Genomic DNA, 21,931 nt, shown 5'->3' with positions numbered 1-21,931 from the left:
ACCACAATGGAGTAAAAAAATAAACATTGTAGTGCTTTTAGGCTGTATTTTATTCAGGAGAAAAACATGAATTTGCGTCAGGGAACGTTTGCAAAATATATGGGAGCCTTCGCTTTATGTTGCGTATTTCCCCTACATGCTGCTGAATGGACGCTAACGCCTAATAGTCAGGTCACTTTTGGTATTAAATCTGTGGGGCTGTCTATTGTAGAAGGCCGCTTTAATAAGGTTCAGTCGAATCTTAAGTTTGATCCTGAAGTTCCGCATAAAGGTTCAGCGCATTTAGTGTTAGATGTGGATAGCATCAGTTTTAGTAACCCAAGCTTGAAAGGATTAATCTTGGGGAGCGAATATTTTGATGCTGCTGAATTTAAGCACGTGAAGTTTTTCAGTAAACAAATCGAACCAGTCGCTTATGCCAAGTATATGATTCGAGGGGATCTCACCATTCGTGGCATCACTAAACCTGTGATCTTTGATACCACACTTGCCCCTAGTCCACAAAATCCAAAAGTGTTGGATGTTCAATCTTTAGCAACCATTAAACGTAGTGATTTTGGTATGCGTAAAGCACTTGGTGGAGTAGGTGAGCAAGTATTAATACAACTCAAAGGCCAATGGCGGCTTGAATAACCGTAGTCTTACAGGGTTTAACACATATGATCTTTGGCGTGTTGTAGCATAACAGCAGTTATTTTCTGTAATTGAATTGATTGTTGGTTCCAATGATGCCAATACAAGGCTAAATCAATACTGAGTTCTGTTGAAAGCTCGATCAATTTTCCTGCTGCCAATAAGTCTTTACTTTGATAGTCGGGTAACCATCCGTAGCCCAAGCCCATCGTAATGGCATCAAAAAATGCTGTTGAAGAGGGAATGAAATGATGTGGATATTGTGAAGGATTGAGTCCGAAATTTTTTTGAATCGATTGCGTATGCAGGTCATCCTTCTCATTGAAAATCAGTGCAGGTGCAGCCCTTAAGGCATTTCGCGTCACGCCTTGACCGAACCACCTTTGGATAAAATCAGGGGTTGCCACAAACCGATAATGCATTTCTCCCAGATATTCTGCAACGCAGCCTTTCATGGCTTCCGATTCTGTTGTGACACAGGCATTGACCAAACCAGCTTCTAATAAATGATGTGTTTGTGACTGATCATCGACCTGAAAATGAATCATGATTTTTTCTTCAATTAAGAGATCTTTGAGTAGCGGAAGCAACCATGTCGCAAGTGAGTCAGCATTGGTTGCAATATTGACTTGATAGAAAGCATTCGCTGTTTGTCCTGTTAGATTTTGCAGAAAATTATGTTCTAGTAATTTGCTGTGTTGTAAATAATGCAATAAAGATTGACCTGCAAGCGTTGGGCGGCAGGGTCGTTCACGTACAATGAGTACATGACCTAATTTCTTTTCTAAGGTTTGCAGCCTGAGCGTGACCGCAGATGCCGTAATGTTTAAACGCAGTGCTGCTTGTTCAAAGCTTCCTGTTTCAGCAACCGCAAGAAAAGCTTCACTATGTTTGCTTTGTAACATGAGTCACCTATAAGCATTAGAAATTCTATAAACTAAGAAAAACTCAGTTATATTGATATTTATTTATAAATACTTATTTTTAGCAATAAGCTTGGATAATAGCAACATTCATTTAAAGCTTTGAAAGTGTAGTTAAAAATGTTGCACAGTTATATGCAAGGGCTCGCAATTGGATTTAGCCTAATTATCGCGATTGGTGCGCAAAATGCGTTTATTCTCAAGCAGGGGTTAAAAAAGCAGTATGTCTTTTGGCTCTGCGCTATTTGTGCTGCTTCTGATTCGATACTCATCTTACTAGGTGTGCTCGGATTCTCCCAATTGGTTGAAAGTCACCCTGAAATTGTTAATGGAGCGAAATATCTGGGCGCAACGTTTTTAGCAGTTTATGGGGCACAGCATTTTCTGCAAGCCTTTAAAACTTCGAGCAGTTTAGCGCCTAGTGAAAAGAATGAAACCAAATTATTGAAGTTGGTACTGATTTGCTTGGCTTTAACGTGGTTAAATCCACATGTATATCTCGACACGGTTGTGCTGATTGGGTCTATTTCCACGAAGTTTGAGTCAACCGCAGTATATTTTGCGATTGGGGCAATTACAGCTTCATGGGTGTTTTTCTTTGTCCTTGGATTTGGCGCGCGCTATTTATTACCGTTCTTCCAAAGTGCAAAGGCATGGAGAGTTTTAGACTTTATTATTGGCGTTGTGATGTGGGGAATTGCAATTTCATTATTGCTCTAGTTAGATGTCCTCATTAAATTTGAGCCCAATCCTATAGGAGCAGGCTCAAATCATTACTTTTATGCAGCGTGTAATGCTTTTAAATCTTCTAGGACTTGTTCTGCATGGCCTGCGGCTTTGACTTTACGATATTCTTTTACCAGCTTACCGTCATGGAAAATAAAGGTTGAACGTTCGATGCCCATAACCTTTTTGCCATACATATTTTTTTCTTTAATTACATCAAAATGCTGACATAGCACTTCTTCTTTATCACTGATTAAATCAATGCTTAGATTTTGCTTTTCAGTGAAGTTTTGATGAGCTTTAACCGAGTCACGAGAAATACCGTAGATTGGTGTATTAAGCGCATCAAACTGATCTTTTAAGCATGAAAACCCAATAGCTTGCGTCGTACATCCTGGTGTTGAATCTTTAGGGTAGAAGTAGACGATCAGCCAGTCATTGTTAAGTGCGGCAAGGTTGACTTCACCTGAGGTGGTTGGGAAGGTTTGATTTGGTAAGCTAATTTCAGTCATGAAGATTTCCTTTTTCATGTCTTATCCCTAAACGGGCTTAAACAAAGTATGTGAAATATGACCATCATACAGAATTTACTTTGAACTTAAAGCAATAAAAAAGCCTGCATTTGCAGGCTTTTCTAAGACGAAAAATTATTTTTTCGCTTGAGCAGATTTCATTGCTTCTTCAGTTAAGGTTTTTAATTTACCTGTTAACTGAGGACCGAAACATGCTTGAAGGTCTTTATTTTGTTTTTGAACAAAAGCGAGTGTTGCAGGGCTTTTCTTCTGGTTGATTGTGCTTTGGATTTCCCATTTTTGAGCATTGGTTAAGCGACCATCTGCTTCAACAGCACAAGTACAGTATTTGCTAACTTCAGCGGCAGTTAGTTTTTTACCTTTGCCAGTTTCTTCTTTACAAACATTAATTAACGAAGATTTTACGTTAGTGCTCTTATATGCTTGTTGAAGCTTGTCGTTGTCAGCGTGTGCAACTGAAGCAAACAATGCAGCTGCAGAGAAAGCAGCAGAAAGAATAATGTTTGATTTTAAATTTTTCATAAACCCTACCTTGTTATTTCGGTATGTAACGTGTCGGATCTTCAACACCTGCGTCAACGAAACCTTGTTTACGAAGACGACAGCTATCGCATTTACCGCAAGCACGACCTTGGTCATCTGCTTGATAGCAAGACACCGTTTGACTGTAGTCTACGCCATGTTCTATACCTAAGCGAATGATATTTGCTTTGGATAAATGTAACAGAGGTGTTTCAAATTTAAGTGGTTTTCCTTCAACGCCAACCTTTGTTGCAAGGCGAGCCATGTTGGCAAATGCTTCGATAAACTCTGGACGGCAGTCTGGATAGCCTGAGTAATCAACTGCATTAATACCAATGACAATCGCTTCTGCACCAAAAACTTCCGCCGCAGCTAAAGCATATGACAAGAAAATCGTGTTACGCGCTGGTACATAAGTTACAGGAATACCGGCTTGTTCATGATCAGGAACTTCAATGCTATGGTCAGTTAACGCAGAGCCGCCTAAGTTACCTAAATCGATATTAATGACACGATGTTCTACACCAGCCTGCTTAGTTAACTCACGAGCAGCATCCAGTTCTGTCGTAGAACGTTGACCATACATAAAACTTAAGGCGATACATTCATAACGTGCTTGAGCCCAAGCTAAACAAGTGGTTGAGTCTAAGCCGCCAGACAATAAAACTATGGCACGAGGGCGCATATGCATTACTCCAAATAATTCTTTAAAAATTAACGACCAGTTTCATCGTTCCAAAGCAACTTATGTAATTGCAATTGGAAGCGAACAGGGAGATGGTCTTCTAAAATCCATTGTGCTAAATCACGTGCAAGTTGAGGTAAGCGAACAGCGCCTTTCTCAACGGCAAAGGCAGGAGAGAACCAAATGGTGCTGACTTTTTCGTTTAGCTGATAGCGCTCAACTTGCTGTTTTGACCATTCGTAGTCTTCACGATTACAAATCACAAATTTGATTTGATCATGTGGTGTTAAATGATCGAAGTTGCTAAGCAAGTTTCGTGCAACTTCACCCGATGTCGGGGTTTTTAAATCCATAACTTTTGAAACACGCGGGTCAACTTTAGACATATCTAAAGCACCACTGGTTTCTAAAGAGACTTCGCAGCCTAAATCGGCCAGACGAGTCATGAGAGGAAGGGCGTTCGGTTGAGCAAGTGGCTCACCACCCGTCACGCAAATATAAGGGGTTTTAAAATCTAAAGTGGTTTGAATAATTTCTTCTAATGATTGGCGTTCACCGCCTTCAAATGAATAGGTTGTATCACAATAAGTGCAACGTAAAGGACAGCCCGTTAAACGAATAAAGACCGTAGGCAAACCTGCGGTATTGGCTTCACCTTGCAATGAATAAAAAATCTCCGTAATACGTAAACCCGCAGACGGATCAGAAACAGGAATAGCGGAAGATCGAAGGGTACTCATAACAAAATTAACCAGATATAAAAAAACAAAAAATCTCTACGATCATTGCTAACCGTAGAGACGAGGAGCGATAGAGGCTCCACGGAACACGAATGCTCCGCTTAAATAAAGACTTAGTCTTCGCGTAATAATTCGTTCAAGCTTGTTTTCGCACGAGTTTTCGCGTCAACTTTTTTCACGATTACTGCAGCGTAGAGGCTGTATGTACCGCATTTAGACGGCAAGCTACCAGAAACCACAACAGAACCAGCAGGAACACGGCCGTAATGGATTTCGCCAGTTTCACGGTCATAAATCTTAGTCGATTGACCAATGAATACGCCCATTGAAATCACAGAACCTTCTTCTACGATTACACCTTCAACGATTTCAGAACGCGCGCCGATAAAGCAGTTGTCTTCAATGATTGTTGGGTTTGCTTGAAGCGGTTCAAGAACACCACCAATACCAACGCCACCAGATAAGTGAACATTTTTACCAATTTGAGCACATGAACCAACAGTTGCCCATGTATCAACCATAGTACCTTCGTCAACGTATGCACCAATATTGACATATGAAGGCATCAATACAACATTTTTCGCTTGGAAAGAACCTTTACGCGCCACAGCAGGTGGTACTACACGTACACCAGCAGCTTTAAATTGTTCTTCAGTCCAGTCAGAGAACTTAGTATCAACTTTGTCATAGAAGCGTAAGTCACAAGCTTCCATTGGTTTGTTGTCGTTCAATTTGAATGAAAGCAAAACGGCTTTTTTCACCCATTGATGAACAATCCATTCACCATCAATTTTTTCAGCAACACGTAATGTACCGTTATCTAGGCCAGCGATCACTTCTTCTACTGCTGCACGTACTTCAGCAGGACAGTCAGCTGCAGTGAAATTAGCACGGTCTTCAAACGCTTGTTCAATGATTGTTGAAAGCTGAGACATGTTCTTCCATCCAGAAAAAAATTTTCCAAGATTTTACACTAAATCGAGTCAAAAATAGATGGTAAATCGGCCTAGGATCGGAATTAATTATTAAGCAAGCGCTAAAACCAAGAAACTAAGGGTGATAGATGTAGCACTTTCATAAAATTTGTATAAAAAATACGCAAAATATACAGAATTGTTCTCAAGCATCATTATTATGTTTAAAAAAATCAAACAAAAACTCTTTATTAATCAATATTAAAATCTAAATGTATCAAAAGTTAACAAAAAATCAGTAAATTTGCATAAAAGTTAAGCGGAGTTTCCTTTTAACATGTGCCATATAACAAGACTGTAGAAATCTGAATAACAGTTTATTTTGAGGAGAAACACATGAAATCATTACGTTTATTAACAGTAGCTGCTCTACTTACTGCTGCAGGTACTGCAATGGCAGATACCTCTGTAGTTCATGATGGCTATGCATTTGATCAAAACCAACTTATCCCAACTGGCGCTCGTCTAGAAGTGGGTACGACTGGTTATGGTGGTGCGTTACTTTGGACTGCGAACCCATACGTCGGCCTTGCATTAGGTTATAACGGTGGTGATATTTCATGGTCAGATGACTTATCTGTAGATGGCGTAAAATACGACATGGATATGGATAACAAAGTTGGTTACTTAAATGCAGAAGTACGTCCTTGGGGTGCAAGTGCTAATCCATGGGCTCAAGGTCTTTATGTTGCTGCGGGTGTAGGTTATATCGACACTGAATATGGTTTGAAATCTACAGCGAAAAGCGGTGAAATCGAAATTGATGGTAAAGAAACTTCTTTCGAACGTCTAAACGGTAAAGTATCTTACGATAACGATATCGCACCATACCTAGGTCTTGGTTTTGCACCAAAATTGAATAAAAACTGGGGCGTATTCGGTGAAGTGGGTGCTTATTACACTGGTAACCCAACTGCAAAATTAACGGCTGTTGGTGGTACTGCTGCTGACCGTGAATTACTTGCTGACCATGAACGTAGCATTGAACAAGATGACAAATACGAATGGCTTCCAGTAGGTAAAGTAGGTGTGAGCTACCATTGGTAAGTTCTTACTGAAATAAAAAAACGAGCTTCGGCTCGTTTTTTTTGTTTTTAGACTGCGTTTAAAATCTGTGACCAAATTTCAGTCCATAGATCATGGCATCATTGTCTGAGACACTAGCAAGACCTGAAATATGCGATGTTTCTGTATTCGATGGTTTTGAGAACTTCATATAATACAGGCCACTCGCTAGAAAATTGTTCGGGTTAAATTCGTGCATCACACCTAAACCTAAACCTCGATAGCCATCACTCGGGTTTAAGGTAGACGCCGCATTTCCTGTCCCGTTATCCCAAATAAACTCTGCTGCAGCGAGCCAGCTGGGATTAAATTGATGTGCAATCCCCAATTTTCCTGACCATTGATCTTTTTGATATTCCACCAATTGGATATCCGCTAAATCACGGTATTGCGGATCGAGTGCTGCATATTGAAGCACAGCATTAAACTGCGGTGGTTGAATGCTAAAATCTTTCCAATTTATCCAACGAACTGTGCCATATACAACATTATGTGAGCTAACAGCTGTTTGAAATTCAAAATTGACGCTTTGTGGTGTTTGAATGGATGTATGGGTGTCAGGGACTAACTGAAAAGGACCATTTGAATACAAAGTTGATTCAGAGGTTTTATTGTTATGTTTGACTTTTGAACGATAGGTTAGGCTGGTTTTAATAGCGTATTCAGGGATTTGATAGCTGAAACCGAGCAGCCAGCCTAGCGCTTCATCTTGTTTTAGATCAACATGGTAGCCATTGAGAGCAGCATATTGTTGCCCAGATATTTTTAAATCACCCTTAAATTTTTGTAGGCTTAAACCACTATAAATATTCCAATTTTTATTGGGTTGATAGCCTACCAGTCCAGTTAGGTTATGCGTTCTAAAGTTAATATCGGCGCTTTCAATATCGATATTTGAGCCATCGGGTAAGCGAGGACTATATTGATAACTGATATCGGTATGAAAGGGTTGCTCATAAATTACCCCCGCAGAAATATTTTCATGCGGTTGAATTTTAAGTGCAAATTTCCCAGAAAATTGTTGATGGGCGAGATTCCCTGTAGAAAAATCAGTAATGCCCAACTCACTAATTAAAACTTGGTTCTGTACTTTCCCGTCAATTTGAGCATCGACGTAAGCGAAGCTGGCTTCAGTATAATTTCCGGGTTCAAGAAAGGCCGAGATCGATTGATCTGAGTTTTCTATTCCTGCTGCATAAATGATCTGTATGGGGCAGACGATACCGACTGCCACTGCGACGAATTGATTTTTCATAAAGTCCTGGCGTATGGGTCGGAAGTAATGAATTTTTAATTTTTATTGTGTTGAGCGTATTTTAATCAAAATTAAAAATAAAGCCAAGAAAACTTAGATAAAATATGAATTTACCAAAAAAAAGAGGACAGCAGGTGTCCTCTTTAATTCGTCAATTGGCCTATCAGTCTTCTGGGTAAGCGACTTTTTTCAACGCTTTGATGTCGGCATCAGGTGAGCATAAAGAAATAAATTCATAGCCATAACCACGTAGCAAATGTCCTTTGCGAACAGCAATCCAAGTAGTATTAACCCCAAAAATATCCGTTGGAATTTGTTTTAAACGGTAGTCACGCTCTGGGTCGTATGCCACATCGTTGACAATACCAACCCCCATATTGAGTTCAACATAGGTTTTAATAACGTCTGCATCAAGTGCAGACATCACGATATCAACATCAAAGCCTGAATCTTCAAAGGCTTTATCAATTTTTGAACGACCTGTAAAACCACCGTGATAGGTAATAATTGGATAGTTCGATAAATCTTCAATGGTGATATTTGATTTTTGGGTCAGTGGGTGCTCTTTAGGCGTAATGATGCTGTGTTGCCAGTTGTAGTAAGGCACGCTTGCCAGGTTATCTTCATTGGTTAATGATTCGGTTGCGATCCCTATATCCGCTTCACCTTGAAGGAGCATTTCTGTAATTTCAACAGGGCTTGCTTGTTGCAAAATTAGATGAACTTTTGGAAATTCTTTTTTAAATTGGTTCACAATCGGCGGCAAGACATAACGTGCTTGCGTATGTGTGGTCGCAATCGTCAATGTCCCTTCATCTACTTTGTTGAAGTCATCTGCCAGACGTTTAATATTATCTGCATCTACGAGCATGCGTTCAACGATACCCAATAATGACTGGCCTGGTTCGGTTAAACCGAGTAGACGTTTACCTTTACGGATAAACAGCTGTACACCAAGTTCATCTTCTAGATCTTTGATGTGTTTACTCACGCCAGACTGCGAGGTGTAAAGTGCAGCAGACGCTTCTGTTAAATTAAAATTCTGACGTACGGTTTCTCGAATAATTCTTAATTGTTGGAAATTCATAATTTTATTTTACCTTAAAAGCAAGTGGGGCTTGTGAAGGCCCCAACTTTTTTGTTTTATGCAACTTGGTTTTCAAATAAATGCAAGTTCGTTGCACTTAACCATACCGTTTGATTTGGGCGGAATTGATGCGCTTTCGCTTCATCTGCCGTTAATGAAATTTCGATCAAATTGCCTTGGCGGTCATGCAGTTCAGCAATGACTTTACCTGCAATCCAAAGCTCACGTACAAAAGTCGCTTGGATGGCATTTTCTTGCGGCTGTGCATGAATATGCAGTTCATCCGGACGGGCAAAGGCAATGACATTGCCTTGCGGTGCATTGGCATTTTGTGGCAACAAAATTCGGTCTTCACCAATTTGAATAAGGCCATTGCTATTTTGACCTTCAAAACGGTTGGCTTGACCTAAAAAGTCAAATACAAACGGTGTTGCAGGTTTTTCATAAACTTCACGTGGCGAGCCAATCTGTTCTACGTTGCCTTTGTTCATCACAATGATTTGATCGGCCACTTCAAGCGCTTCTTCTTGGTCATGGGTCACGAAAATAGAGGTGATGTGGAGTTCGTCATGTAAGGTACGTAACCAGCGGCGTAATTCTTTACGAACTTTGGCATCCAATGCACCAAAAGGTTCATCCAGTAATAACACACGCGGCTCAACCGCTAATGCACGTGCTAAGGCAATACGTTGACGTTGACCACCTGAAAGCTGAGCTGGGTAACGGTCAGCCAAGAAACCAAGCTGAACAAGATCAAGCAAACGAGTAACCCGTTTTTTGATCTCGGCTTCAGATGGGCGTGTTGCACGTGGGCGTACGCGTAAACCAAAAGCAATGTTGTCAAATACGGTCATATGACGGAATAGTGCATAATGTTGGAATACAAAACCAACTTCACGTTCACGGACATGAACTTTAGTGGCATCTTCACCTTCTAGAATGACTTGACCGCCATCAGCAGATTCAAGTCCTGCAATGATACGGAGCAGGGTGGTTTTACCACAGCCTGATGGGCCAAGCAACGCAACGAGCTGGCCATCAGGGAAATCTAAAGAGATATTTTTAAGTGCATGGAATGCACCAAAGTGTTTTTCAATATTTTTTACTTGAATACTCATGAGGTCATTCCTTAAGAAACTTGTGAATCTTCTTTACGCTTGTCTTGTCGTTCCTGACGTAGTTCAACCCATGTTTTTAAAATCAGGGTCACAATCGCCAAGAGCGCTAATAGTGAAGACACAGCAAAAGCAGCACTAAAGGTATATTCGTTATAAAGGATTTCTACGTGTAGCGGTAAGGTGTTGGTTTCGCCACGAATGTGACCTGAAACCACAGAAACAGCACCAAACTCACCCATTGCACGTGCATTACATAGAATCACGCCGTAGATTAAGCCCCATTTGATATTTGGAAGTGTCACTTTCCAGAATGTCTGCCAGCCTGAAGCACCCAATACGATTGCTGCTTCTTCTTCCTCTGTTCCTTGAGCTTCCATTAATGGAATCAACTCACGTGCCACAAAAGGAACGGTAATAAACACAGTAGCAAGGACGATGGCTGGAACGGCATATAAAATTTTGATGTCGTTATCCATTAGCCAGCCGCCTAACCAACCTTGAGTACCAAAAATCAGTACCAACATTAAGCCAGCAATGACCGGAGAGACTGAAAATGGCATATCAATTATCGTGGTTAAAATAGATTTACCACGGAAATTAAACTTGGCAACACACCATGCCGCAGCTACACCAAAGACCACGTTTAGCGGTACGGCAATCACAGCTGTTAGTAATGTTAGTTTCACCGCAGATAATGTATCTGGATGAACCAGTGCTTGGAAGTAAACGCCAACACCTTGTTTAAAGGCTTCAACGAAAACCAAAACCAATGGCAGAATCAGGCAGCTTAAGAAGAAAATTAAAGCAATGATGATCAGGGTATAACGAACCCATGTCGGTTCACGCGTTGCATCACGCGACTGTAATTTTTCCGCAAGCGCATTACTGTTCGTATTCATCGTGCAGTTCTCCCTGTACGGCGACTTGCCCATGCTTGAACCAAGTTAATTAAGAATAAAATGGCAAAAGAAATCACCAGCATCACAACCGCAATCGTGGTCGCACCTGCATAATCATATTCTTCAAGGCGAGAGATGATCATCAATGGGGCAATTTCAGTTTTGAAGGGTTGGTTTCCTGCGATAAAAATCACCGAACCATACTCACCCACACCGCGTGCAAAGGCCAAAGCAAAACCTGTTAACAGCGCAGGAAATAGAATAGGTAAGATCACTTTGGTCACGATCTGAAAGCGGTTTGCGCCCAGTGCCGAAGCTGCTTCTTCAAGTTCAGTTTCTAGATCACTCAGTACAGGCTGTACAGTACGAACCACAAAAGGAATACCAATAAAGATGAGAGCCAAGGTAATACCGATCGGGGTATATGCGACTTTAATGCCAATAGGTTCAAGGTACTGACCGATCCAACCAGTCGGTGCATATAACGAAGTTAATGCAATACCCGCAACGGCAGTTGGCAATGCAAAAGGTAAATCAACCAATGCATCGACAATACGTTTACCCGGGAAGGTATAACGAACCAAACACCATGCTAAGAGCAAACCAAAAACCACATTGACTAACGCAGCAATAATGGCGGCACTAAAACTCAGTTGTAACGATTTTAAAATACGTTCTGAGCTTAAAATTTCCCATAGTCCATCCCAACCGATACCTAAAGATTTAATAAATACGGCCGAAAGGGGAATGAGCACAATTAAGGATAAATACGCTAGGGTAAAGCCTAGAGAAAGACCAAATCCTGGCAGCACTCGGGATCGCTGCGACATGATGACTCCTCAAAATGAGAAAAGCTGACTTAAAAGGTCAGCAAAATTGAATAAATGATTTTGCGACAAGCTTAATGCTCAGTACTTAAAAAGCAAATTGAAATAAATACTTGTTTTCATCAGTAAAGCTGATATGTTTCATGTGGTTTTCTGAAATTAAGTAATTGAAAATTTCAGGAAACGGTCCAAAACCTGATGCAACATTAATGTGACCCACAGCACCCATATTCACAGGGTAAAGCTTCCAAGCATCAGCAAGTTGTTTTGCATCTTCAAAGCCAAGCCAAGGATCATTTTCACTAATCAACATCGTTGTCGGCACACGAATACTTAATTGATGAAAAAATGCTTTGTAATCCGTCGTACTGTCGCGTGCAAAGCCGTTTTCTCCAAAGCGTGCTGGATTGGCTGGCGCAACCAAAACTAAATTTTTGATTTTTTTATTGAGTTCTGGATACAAGGCCAATGCTGCCACCGTGGTTAAACAACCAAAGCTATGCGCCACAATTTGAATTTCACCCTGTAAAGGTCGTACGGTTTGAACAAATTGTTTAATCCAGTCTTTTAGTACAGGATGATTCCAGTCTTTTTGCTGAACACGAGAGCTAGACATGAGCTGACGTTGTAACCAAGATTGCCAATGTGCGTGTTCACTACCGCCTACACCCGGGACAATTACTGTATGTGTCATGTCAAGTTCTCCTGATTCAGTCAATGAATGGTCTTATTTTCCATTGTTGGCTTTGACGATTTGGTCAAACACGCCGCCATTTTCAAAGTGTGCTTTTTGGACTTTATCCCAACCACCAAATTCTTTATCAATGGTTACGAGTTTAAGTGGCTTAAAGACTGATGCGTATTGTGCAAGCGTTGTAGCGTTACGTGGACGGTAAAAGTTCTGAGCTGCGATTTGCTGACCACGTGGTGAATAAAGGAAGTTTAAATAACCTTTGGCTAAATAAAGATTACCTTTTTTCTCTGCATTTTTTTCTAAAACAGCAACAGGGGGCTCAGCTAAAATTGAAAGTGAAGGAGTCACAATTTCAAACTTACCCGGTTGTTCACGAATCGCTAAATGTGCTTCATTTTCCCAAGCCAGCAATACATCACCAATACCACGTTCAGCAAAGGTCGTAGTCGAACCACGTGCGCCTGAATCGAGTACTTTGGTGTTTTTATAAATCTTACGGACAAATTCTTGAGCCGTTGTATCATTACCACCCGCTTGATGTTTTGCCCAAGCCCATGCTGCTAAATAGTTCCAACGCGCACCGCCTGAGGTTTTCGGGTTTGGGGTAATAATACCCACGCCTGGTTTAACTAGATCGCCCCAATCTTTAATCGCTTTTGGGTTGCCTTTGCGTACTAAGAACACAATAGTTGAGGTATATGGCGTTGAGTTTTGCGGAAGTTTCTTTTGCCAATCTGCAGGTAAAAGTTTGGCTTTTTCTGCAATCACATCAATATCTGCTGCCAGTGCTAAAGTCACCACATCGGCATCTAAGCCATCAATGACGGCACGCGCTTGTTTACCTGAACCGCCGTGAGATTGTTTAAAATTAATTTTTTGACCTGTACGGCTTTCCCAATATTTACTGAAGTCTTTATTCACACTTTCATAGAGTTCACGCGTTGGGTCGTAAGATACGTTTAAAAAGTCTTTTGCAGCTGCGCCAAAAGAAACTGTCGAGATGACGGCAGCAAGAACACCCAATTTTAATTTTGCGGAAATACTCATGTGAACCTCAATAATTTTTACTTTGTCTGTAACATGGGTGAAGAATAGCGCCAATCTTTATGCATAAAAAATAATTAAAAACGAATTTTATATGAATAAAAAAGATAATATGCGTATCTACGAAAAAAAAGCATCGACCTTATGCGAAAGGAAGATGCTTTTCGGTATTTAAAGCATTATTTGGAATTATTGGTCTTCACGATTTGGTCAAAGACGCCACCATTTTCAAAATGTTTTTTCTGTACTTTGCTCCAACCACCAAACTCTTTATCAATAGTCACTAATTTTAAAGGTTTAAAGACGGATTTATATTTTGCCAATACTGCAGCATTTCGTGGACGATAATAGTTCTGCGCTGCAATGGTTTGACCCGCAGGTGAGTACAAATAATTTAAATACGCTTTGGCTAAATTTTCATTGCCATCTTTCTTGGCATTTTTTTCTACAATCGCAACAGGTGGCTCGGCCAAGATAGAAAGTGAAGGGGTCACAATCTCAAACTTACCCGGCTGTTCACGAACTGCCAAATGTGCTTCATTTTCCCAAGCCAATAACACGTCACCAATACCACGTTCTGCGAATGTAGTTGTTGCACCACGTGCGCCTGAGTCGAGGACTTTGGTTTGCTTATAGATTTGGCGGACAAATTCTTGGGCTTTTGTATCATTACCACCTGCTTGGTGTTTGGCCCAAGCCCACGCTGCTAGATAGTTCCAGCGTGCACCACCCGATGTTTTTGGGTTCGGGGTAATAATGTCGACACCCGGTTTAATTAAATCGCCCCAGTCTTTAATGCCTTTCGGATTGCCTTTATGCACTAAGAACACAATAGTCGATGTATATGGCGTTGAGTTTTGTGGGAATTTTTTTTGCCAGTCTTTTGCAACTAAACCACGTGCAGCAATTTCATCAATATCTGCAGCCAAAGCCAACGTAACTACATCTGCATCTAGACCATCAATAACTGCACGAGCCTGTTTGCCTGAGCCACCATGAGATTGTTTAAAGTTAATGTCTTGGCCTGTGGTTTTTTTCCAGTAAACACTAAAGTCTTTATTGAAGTTGTCATACAATTCACGGGTTGGATCATATGACACATTTAAGAAATCTTTGGCAGATGCACTGAATGCTGTGGCAGAAATGAATGCAGCCAAAACCCCAAGTTTTAATTTCGATAGATTCATGTTGTCCTCAATTTTTATACATGTTTTGTTGGATGAGGCAAGAATATCTGTAGTTTTTATGCAGAAAAAATAATTAAAAAAGAATTTAATATGAACAAAAAAGAAATATATGCTGAGCGATTATTTTTTAAAATAAAGTGATGTAATTGGGATGACGACGTATGCAGTGTTTTAAAAATGCGCAGCAAATAGAACAAGTTAATTTACTTGATCGAGCCTTTCACTATGGCGATGGTTGTTTTAGCACGGCACGTATTCGCCAAGGACAAATAGAACTTTTAGCTTTGCATATTGCACGATTAAAATTGAGCAATGAGCGATTAAAGCTAAATGCAGATTTAAACCTTATTGAAGACACTTTAAAATTGTTACGTAAACAAGATGTCGTTAATGGCACTTTAAAAATTGTGTTGAGTCGTGGTATCGGTCAGCGTGGCTATAGTTTGCCTAAGCATCCAGCAGATGTTTGGGTGTTTTATTACCCTAAAACCGTTGCAGATTTTGAGTACGAAACTGTCGAAAGTGGTGTATTACATCAAGCTATTGGGTTAACCATGCCAAGTTTGGTGGGCTTAAAGTCCTTAAATCGATTAGAACAAGTCATGCTCAAAGCAGAGTTGGATCAAACCCCATGGGGCGAAGCTTTGGTGACGGATGTACAAGGTACAGTTGTTGAAGGTGTGAGCAGTAATTGTTTTATTCGCACAAATGAAGGATGGATTACGCCCGAACTTCGTTATAATGGCGTACATGGTGTCATGCGTGCAGAAATTTTAAAACGGATGCAGCAGCTTCAGATTCCATGTACTCAACGTCACGTCAATATGGATGAAATTACGCATTTTCAGAGTGTTTTTTTCTGTAATGCCTTAAGTCCCATGAAAATTGCATCAACTCTGAATGGAGTTGAGTTAGATGTTCAAGCTTGTATTGAACTTTTCCGAACACTTCAATTAAGTCAGATTCGTTAATATGTCCACCGTGTCTAAAAAAACAAATAAGAAAAAATCTGCCAAAGCAGGTTTTCCATTTAAAGCATGTTTGGTTGTGCTACTTGGTATCGTTGTACTTGTGGCGATTTTACTGTGGTCGAGTTTATTTAAAGCCTATCCCGTGGAAGGCAAAAAGCAAATGTTGGCGATTGGTGCAGGGGATACCTATTCAGGACTTATTGACCGACTGGCCAAAGAGAAACAAGTTCATTTTCCTATTATTTTGAAGTTGTACCAAAAGTTCATGATCAATGACACCCTGAAAGCGGGTGTATATGAAATCCATGAAGGCATGAGCGTGCGTGAAGTCATGAAACTGATTTCTAACTCTGAAAATGCGCAAATGAATCGAATTTTAGTGATCGAAGGGACGACATTTAAGCAATTGATAGATGCTTTAAAAAATGACCCTTTGGTGACACATGACATCAGTCATTTACCATATGCACAAATTTTAAAAGAGCTCGGCATTCCGTATTCACATCCTGAAGGTTTATTTGCTCCGAATACTTATTTCTTTGCAAAAGGCGAGTCTGATCGCAAAATTTTGAAGGATTTGTATAACAGACAAATCAAAGCCTTAGATCAGGCTTGGAACAATCGAGCTCAAAATTTACCGTATAAAGATAAATATGAAGCCTTGATCATGGCATCGATTATTGAAAAAGAAACCAGTATTGATAGTGAGCTTGAACAAGTGTCTGGTGTATTTGTGCGTCGTCTCAAACAAGGGATGCGTTTGCAAACAGATCCAACTGTGATTTACGGTATGGGCGATAAATACCAAGGCAATATCACTCGCCAAGATTTACGTACACCTACAGCATATAACACTTATACGATTAATGGTTTACCACCAACGCCGATTGCTTTGCCAAGTCAAAAAGCTATTGAAGCCGCGATGCATCCAGATGCGTCAAATAACATCTATTTCGTGGCAACAGGTAACGGTGGTCATAAATTTAGCAGTAATTTGTCAGACCATAACCGCGCGGTACAAGAATATTTATCTGTAATTCGTGCGAAAAACTAAGGAGTGAGCATGTTTATTAGCTTTGAAGGCACGGAAGGTGTGGGTAAAACTACACTCATTCGTAAATTACATGATCATTTCCAAAATTTGGGTAAAAATGTCGTACTTACACGTGAGCCGGGTGGCACACCTATGGCAGAGCAAATTCGCTCACTGTTACTTTCGGTGAACCACGAAGAAACCATGAGTAATGACACTGAGTTATTGCTGATGTATGCGGCACGCGCACAGCATTTGGCGCGCGTGATTTTACCTGCATTGGCAGAAGGTAAAATCGTTTTATGTGATCGTTTTGCCGATTCGAGTTTTGCTTATCAATGTGCAGGACGTGGTTTAGATCGTGACAAGCTCAATGTCTTAAATGCAAGTTTTGTTGCGCGTATACCGGATATTACTTTTTGGCTTGATGCACCGATTGAAACAGGAATGTTAAGAGCAAGAGAGCGTGGTGCTTTAGACCGTTTTGAACAAGAGAAAGCAACTTTCTTTGAGAAAGTAAGATCAGGTTTTGCTGAGATTCATCAAACGCACCCTGAACGAATGAAACGCCTTGACGCAACCCAAACACCTGAGCATGTATTCCAACAGGCATTATCGCAACTACAGCAGATCTAAAATGCAATAGTATTTGTTAGGTAATTGATTTAAAAATCATTCATAGCATAAGTGATGGATGATTTTTTTATGCCGCATCGAAAGCAGGCGATTATTGATTTTTTACAACGTGAATTTGCCCCAAGTTTAAAAAACTGCACGATTCAAGAAGTTGGACAGCAAACCGCGACCTTAATTTGGCATGTCACAGAACAAGATCTAAGACCGGGCAATACGATTTCTGGCCCAACCATGATGACTTTGGCTGACTTTGCGCTATATGTGGCAATATTGGGGGAGATTGGGATCGTGGGACTTGCGGTCACGACCAATATGAATATTAATTTTTTAAGAAAGCCCGAAGCCAATAAAGACTTAATAGGCGAGTGTCGATTGTTAAAAGTGGGTAAAAGTATAATTTATGGTGAGGTGTTGGTGTATTCAGCAGGTGTGGATGAGCCTGTTGCACATATAACAGGGAGTTATTCGATTCCTCCGCAGCGATATTGAACTGAAAATATGCAGTTGATCCATTAGATTGGATTAAAATGCAGCAGTCTGTCTAAATAAATTGTGCAATGGTTGGTGAATTTTCTGCTTAGTGTATTTTTATTTGCATAATTTCAATAGTTTAGTAGAAGTCAATCAACTCATAAGTGTTATTTTAAATCTATAATTGAATCACAGATTTGATTGGTTAAATACATGACTGCTACTGCACATGAAGTTGTTCGGCTCTTTCAGGAGCATGCATATCCTTTGTCAGAAAAATTGACAGAAATGCTGAATGAGCATTACTCACATCAAACAGAACGACGTGGCTGTGGATATACTCAAGCCACACGTGTATTAGCTGAATATATTAATTTGCCGCGTGCATCACATGAATTTCAAGATCTCAAACTCTTTGATCAATATGACACGCATGGTTTACGCAAAATTTTAGATCAAAGTCGTGCTTATCATTTAGATTTGTCAGGTTGGCGTCATCTAGATTTAAATCAAAATTTAAATCAAAACATTCAGCAATTGAAACAATTTACAGACTTTTACGAGGTTTTACAGAAAGAATTACATCTTCAAAAAAGTTTGCGTCAAATTCAGCAACATGCAAATTTGGAAGAAAGTAAGCTTATTTGTGCCTTGATTGAAGATCTGATTTTGCCAAAATCATCAACTGAAAACCAAATCGTTGAAGTGCAAGCACTGGCTAAAAAGCCAAAAGTTGGCTCTTGTCCAATGGCTGAAAATTTCTTTTTAAAAATTGCACATCGACGTGTATTTCGTAGCGGTGAAATTAATATTTTTGTAGATGAATACGGTCAGCCCTTATTTATGGAAAAGTTAAATATGGGGGATAACCATTCTTGTATCAGCTTGAAACCTGTACTCATGAATGGTGTCTGTATTCCAGCCGGTTCACTTTTTTCCGTCGATTATGATCCAGAACAATTAGTTGAAAAACGGGGGAATCGTGAGTTTAAAGGCTTTGTGATTCCTTATCAGGCTATTTCTGGGTGGTGGTTTTTACGTTTAACGACTTTGTCAGTGTCGCCTCAAAATCGAAAGCGTGCCTTCAGTACACATTTTCAGCAGCAAGTGGATAATGGTCTGTATAGTCCAGGTACGACTGAGCTTCAGCAATTAATAGATGTGGCGATAGCGCAACTTTGAGTATTTCCATCATGTTAGATGTATGCTTTTCGCCAAAATATTTTGCTCATACCCATACCAATAGTATGGAAAAATTATTAGCAGTTGGAACAGCTTTAGAACAATGGCAGAACATCAGAATACATGAGCCTGAGTGTATCGACGCTGAAATTTTAAGCCAAGTACATGATCCTGTTTATGTGGATGCTTTTATGACAGGGCAGCCCGCTAAGCTTGCGACCTTTTCAGGTTTTAAGCCGTGGAATACTCAGCTTCGAGATGCCGTGCTGAGAATCAATGCAGGGCAGTTGATGGCTGCAGATTTGGCTTTACAAAAAGGTATCGCAGCGAATGTTGCACAAGGTTTTCACCATGCAGTGTATGAATATGGCGGATCATTTTGCACATTCAATGGTTTGGCTTTGGTGGCACAGCAGAATCCGAATAAAAAAATCTTTGTACTCGATTGCGATCAACATGGGGGGAACGGCACAGCTGAGTTTACTAGACGGTTAGAGAACCTTTTTAATTTTAGTATTTATGGGCTACATTTTGGTTGTCCTACTTATGAACGTTCTTTAACACGGCATGTGCATAAAGATTGTGGAAATTTCGCACAATATACTTTGGCTATACATGAAGGAATTCAGCAAGCTAAAGCATGGGGTGCAGATTTAATTATTTATCAAGCAGGGATGGATTGTCATCACGCTGACCCTTTTGGCTCATCATGGTTTAGCACCGCTTTGATACAAAAACGTGAAGAAATGGTCTTTAACTTGGCTAAACGTGCAGATATTCCGCTGATGTTTGTATTGGCTGGGGGCTATCAAAATATGAATGATCTTGTAAATCTGCACTTAGAAACTTTCAAAGCGGCATTACATATTTATGGGTAGTAAAATCAAAAAAAAGCCGACATCATGTGCGGCTTCTTTTTTAATTTAAAAGTTTTAAGAGACTAACTCAGTATTAACTACAGGGCAATCAACCGTGAAATCGGGTGGACTTAACACCGTTTTACGTAGTTCGTCTGCTTGTTCTGGATAATCCAAAGTAAAATGTAAGCCACGAGACTCTTTACGTTCCATTGCACAGCGCACAATCATTTCTGATACCAATACTAAGTTACGGAGTTCAATCAGATTTTTACTGACTTGATAATCTTGATAATACTCGGTGATTTCACGCTTAAGCATTTCAATACGATGGAGCGCACGTTGAAGTCGCTTGGTTGTTCTGACAATACCGACGTAGTTCCACATGGTTTGGCGAAGTTCATCCCAATTCTGCAAAATCACCACGTCTTCATCAGGGTTGGTCACTTGCGAGTCATCCCATTCTGGGACATGAGGCGCCTGATAAGTTCCTTGATGCTGTGCTGTGATATGTGCTGAAGCACTCATACCATAGACAAAACATTCCAGTAAGGAGTTACTCGCCATACGGTTTGCACCATGTAGGCCGGTATAAGAGGTTTCCCCAATGGCATATAGGCCTGGAATATCGGTCTGACTGTTTTCATCAACCACAACGCCACCACAGGTGTAGTGTGCTGCAGGAACCACTGGGATCATTTCTTTGGTAATATCAATACCGAGTTCCATTAAGCGTTCATACAATGTTGGGAAATGTTCTTTGACAAATTCTGCAGGTTTATGGGTGATATCAAGCCAAACATGACGAATTCCTAGACGTTTGATTTCATAATCAATAGCGCGCGCTACGATATCGCGTGGTGCTAATTCGGCACGCTCATCAAAGCGCAACATAAAGCGTTCACCATCTGGAAGACGTAAATAGGCACCTTCGCCACGCATCGCTTCGGTAATTAAGAAAGAGCGAGCTTGAGGATGGTATAAGCAGGTTGGATGGAATTGGTTAAACTCCATATTGGCAACACGGCAGCCTGCACGATACGCCATGGCAATACCATCACCCGTCGCAATGTCGGGATTTGATGTATATAAATATGCCTTCATGGCACCACCACAGGCAAGGGCAGTGAAGGGTGCTAAAAAGGTATGTACTTTTTCGGTTTTTTCATCTAAAGCATACAGACCGAGAGCACGGTTTTCAGCTTCAGGATTTAATTTTTGTGCCGTGATTAAATCGATTGCAATAAAATTTTCAAAAATATGAATATTGGCTTTTTCTTGCGCACGTTCAACCAATGTTGTGGAAATAGCACGACCTGTGGCATCTGCTGCATGGATAATCCGCCGGTGAGAGTGACCACCTTCACGTGTCAGATGTAACTGTTCTTGGTCGTCTAAAGTAAATTGCACACCCTGATTCAGTAGAAAATCGACAGAAGATTTACCACCTTCAACGGTTTGTTTTACCGCTGCCATTTCACATAAATGCGCACCGGCAATCATGGTGTCATTGATATGTTGTTCAATAGAATCTGTTTTATCGAGGACGGCAGCAACACCACCTTGGGCATAATATGTACTGGCATCCGTCAGCGTCGATTTAGCTAAAACAGCAATATTAAAATGATCTGGTAGCGATAGGGCTAAACTTAGGCCTGCACCGCCACTTCCCACAATAATCACATCAAATTGATGTGTCGTGTTTAAATTAGACATGTCCATCAGCTAATTTTAAAAATGTCCGATCATCACAACTGTTTTTGCCTAAAAACGCAATGACTATAAATTAACTAAATAATGAAAAATATTCATAGATCTGTAATATTTAAGGAATGTTTAAGATTGTTTATCATAAATAATCATCAAACA

24 protein-coding genes are annotated in these 21,931 nt (G+C 40.3%); 9 read left to right on the top strand and 15 right to left on the bottom strand.

The annotated features are described in order from the left end of the window. Positions 1-66: 66 nt before the first annotated feature. Positions 67-633 (top strand): YceI family protein, encoded by a 567-nt coding sequence (locus FTU02_RS04520; protein WP_180156056.1) that lies wholly within the window; start codon positions 67-69, stop codon positions 631-633. A 17-nt stretch (positions 634-650) separates the two neighbouring features. Here FTU02_RS04520 and FTU02_RS04515 read toward each other — a convergent pair whose 3' ends face one another. After that, positions 651-1,538 carry a LysR family transcriptional regulator ArgP gene (locus FTU02_RS04515; protein ID WP_180156054.1) on the bottom strand — a complete coding sequence of 296 codons (888 nt, stop codon included), beginning with the start codon at positions 1,536-1,538 and terminating at the stop codon, positions 651-653. A gap of 138 nt (positions 1,539-1,676) precedes the next feature. Between FTU02_RS04515 and FTU02_RS04510 the strand changes: the two genes are divergently transcribed. Beyond that, the gene (locus tag FTU02_RS04510) at positions 1,677-2,276 is read left to right on the top strand and encodes a LysE/ArgO family amino acid transporter (protein ID WP_180156052.1); all 600 of its coding nucleotides are present in this window, start codon (positions 1,677-1,679) and stop codon (positions 2,274-2,276) included. Positions 2,277-2,335: 59 nt separating this feature from the next. Here the strand turns inward: FTU02_RS04510 and FTU02_RS04505 are convergent, their stop codons facing one another. The 5 genes from FTU02_RS04505 to dapD form a co-directional block, all read right to left on the bottom strand. Continuing rightward, positions 2,336-2,794, bottom strand: coding sequence for a peroxiredoxin (locus FTU02_RS04505; protein ID WP_180156050.1), 459 nt, complete (start codon positions 2,792-2,794; stop codon positions 2,336-2,338). Positions 2,795-2,929: 135 nt separating this feature from the next. Then, positions 2,930-3,337: a hypothetical protein gene (locus FTU02_RS04500; RefSeq protein ID WP_078190350.1), complete on the bottom strand. Its 408-nt coding sequence runs from the start codon at positions 3,335-3,337 to the stop codon at positions 2,930-2,932. A gap of 13 nt (positions 3,338-3,350) precedes the next feature. Continuing rightward, a complete protein-coding gene (gene queC, locus FTU02_RS04495; RefSeq protein WP_078190349.1) occupies positions 3,351-4,022 on the bottom strand; it encodes a 7-cyano-7-deazaguanine synthase QueC in 672 nt (223 codons plus the stop codon). Positions 4,023-4,051: 29 nt separating this feature from the next. Then, complete coding sequence (gene queE / locus FTU02_RS04490) at positions 4,052-4,762, bottom strand: 7-carboxy-7-deazaguanine synthase QueE (protein ID WP_180156048.1); 711 nt, start codon at positions 4,760-4,762, stop codon at positions 4,052-4,054. Between the two features lie 113 nt (positions 4,763-4,875). Continuing rightward, complete coding sequence (gene dapD / locus FTU02_RS04485; RefSeq protein ID WP_180083942.1) at positions 4,876-5,697, bottom strand: 2,3,4,5-tetrahydropyridine-2,6-dicarboxylate N-succinyltransferase; 822 nt, start codon at positions 5,695-5,697, stop codon at positions 4,876-4,878. 375 nt (positions 5,698-6,072) lie between these two features. Here dapD and carO point away from each other — a divergent pair, with 375 nt between their 5' ends. Continuing rightward, on the top strand, positions 6,073-6,783 hold the full coding sequence (gene carO, locus FTU02_RS04480) for an ornithine uptake porin CarO (RefSeq protein ID WP_078190346.1): 711 nt from the start codon (positions 6,073-6,075) through the stop codon (positions 6,781-6,783). 58 nt (positions 6,784-6,841) lie between these two features. Here the strand turns inward: carO and FTU02_RS04475 are convergent, their stop codons facing one another. From FTU02_RS04475 to FTU02_RS04440, 8 genes are all read right to left on the bottom strand, one after another. Next, on the bottom strand, positions 6,842-8,056 hold the full coding sequence (locus FTU02_RS04475; protein WP_180156046.1) for an outer membrane protein transport protein: 1,215 nt from the start codon (positions 8,054-8,056) through the stop codon (positions 6,842-6,844). Positions 8,057-8,219: 163 nt separating this feature from the next. Then, positions 8,220-9,143 carry a CysB family HTH-type transcriptional regulator gene (locus tag FTU02_RS04470; protein ID WP_078190345.1) on the bottom strand — a complete coding sequence of 308 codons (924 nt, stop codon included), beginning with the start codon at positions 9,141-9,143 and terminating at the stop codon, positions 8,220-8,222. Between the two features lie 56 nt (positions 9,144-9,199). Further along, positions 9,200-10,261: a sulfate/molybdate ABC transporter ATP-binding protein gene (locus FTU02_RS04465; RefSeq protein WP_180156044.1), complete on the bottom strand. Its 1,062-nt coding sequence runs from the start codon at positions 10,259-10,261 to the stop codon at positions 9,200-9,202. 11 nt (positions 10,262-10,272) lie between these two features. Continuing rightward, positions 10,273-11,160 carry a sulfate ABC transporter permease subunit CysW gene (gene cysW / locus FTU02_RS04460; protein WP_078190343.1) on the bottom strand — a complete coding sequence of 296 codons (888 nt, stop codon included), beginning with the start codon at positions 11,158-11,160 and terminating at the stop codon, positions 10,273-10,275. Continuing rightward, on the bottom strand, positions 11,157-11,990 hold the full coding sequence (gene cysT, locus FTU02_RS04455) for a sulfate ABC transporter permease subunit CysT (RefSeq protein WP_078190342.1): 834 nt from the start codon (positions 11,988-11,990) through the stop codon (positions 11,157-11,159). The genes cysW and cysT overlap by 4 nt, the downstream gene beginning before the upstream one ends. An 85-nt stretch (positions 11,991-12,075) precedes the next feature. Next, complete coding sequence (locus tag FTU02_RS04450; RefSeq protein ID WP_180007628.1) at positions 12,076-12,681, bottom strand: alpha/beta hydrolase; 606 nt, start codon at positions 12,679-12,681, stop codon at positions 12,076-12,078. Between the two features lie 33 nt (positions 12,682-12,714). After that, positions 12,715-13,728, bottom strand: a complete 1,014-nt coding sequence (locus tag FTU02_RS04445) for a sulfate ABC transporter substrate-binding protein (protein WP_111883967.1) — start codon at positions 13,726-13,728, stop codon at positions 12,715-12,717. A 176-nt stretch (positions 13,729-13,904) separates the two neighbouring features. Beyond that, positions 13,905-14,912, bottom strand: coding sequence for a sulfate ABC transporter substrate-binding protein (locus FTU02_RS04440; RefSeq protein WP_078190339.1), 1,008 nt, complete (start codon positions 14,910-14,912; stop codon positions 13,905-13,907). Between the two features lie 161 nt (positions 14,913-15,073). Between FTU02_RS04440 and pabC the strand changes: the two genes are divergently transcribed. From pabC to FTU02_RS04410, 6 genes are all read left to right on the top strand, one after another. Then, the gene (gene pabC / locus FTU02_RS04435; RefSeq protein ID WP_180156042.1) at positions 15,074-15,883 is read left to right on the top strand and encodes an aminodeoxychorismate lyase; all 810 of its coding nucleotides are present in this window, start codon (positions 15,074-15,076) and stop codon (positions 15,881-15,883) included. Between the two features lies 1 nt (position 15,884). Further along, positions 15,885-16,937, top strand: coding sequence for an endolytic transglycosylase MltG (gene mltG / locus FTU02_RS04430; protein WP_180156040.1), 1,053 nt, complete (start codon positions 15,885-15,887; stop codon positions 16,935-16,937). Positions 16,938-16,946: 9 nt separating this feature from the next. Next, positions 16,947-17,552, top strand: coding sequence for a dTMP kinase (gene tmk / locus FTU02_RS04425; protein WP_180156038.1), 606 nt, complete (start codon positions 16,947-16,949; stop codon positions 17,550-17,552). Positions 17,553-17,621: 69 nt separating this feature from the next. Further along, a complete protein-coding gene (locus tag FTU02_RS04420; protein ID WP_180156036.1) occupies positions 17,622-18,041 on the top strand; it encodes a PaaI family thioesterase in 420 nt (139 codons plus the stop codon). Between the two features lie 195 nt (positions 18,042-18,236). Next, the gene (locus tag FTU02_RS04415) at positions 18,237-19,205 is read left to right on the top strand and encodes a hypothetical protein (protein WP_180156034.1); all 969 of its coding nucleotides are present in this window, start codon (positions 18,237-18,239) and stop codon (positions 19,203-19,205) included. A gap of 11 nt (positions 19,206-19,216) precedes the next feature. Continuing rightward, positions 19,217-20,083: a histone deacetylase gene (locus tag FTU02_RS04410; RefSeq protein ID WP_180156032.1), complete on the top strand. Its 867-nt coding sequence runs from the start codon at positions 19,217-19,219 to the stop codon at positions 20,081-20,083. A 54-nt stretch (positions 20,084-20,137) separates the two neighbouring features. Here the strand turns inward: FTU02_RS04410 and nadB are convergent, their stop codons facing one another. After that, entirely contained in the window at positions 20,138-21,784 is a 1,647-nt protein-coding gene (nadB, locus tag FTU02_RS04405) for an L-aspartate oxidase (protein ID WP_180156030.1), read from the bottom strand. Between the last annotated feature and the right edge of the window lie 147 nt (positions 21,785-21,931).

This window comes from Acinetobacter sp. YH12045 (assembly GCF_013419925.1).
Taxonomy (GTDB): domain Bacteria; phylum Pseudomonadota; class Gammaproteobacteria; order Pseudomonadales; family Moraxellaceae; genus Acinetobacter; species Acinetobacter amyesii.
Note: the sequence above shows the minus strand (reverse complement) of the source record. Positions and strands in the feature narration are given on the sequence as shown.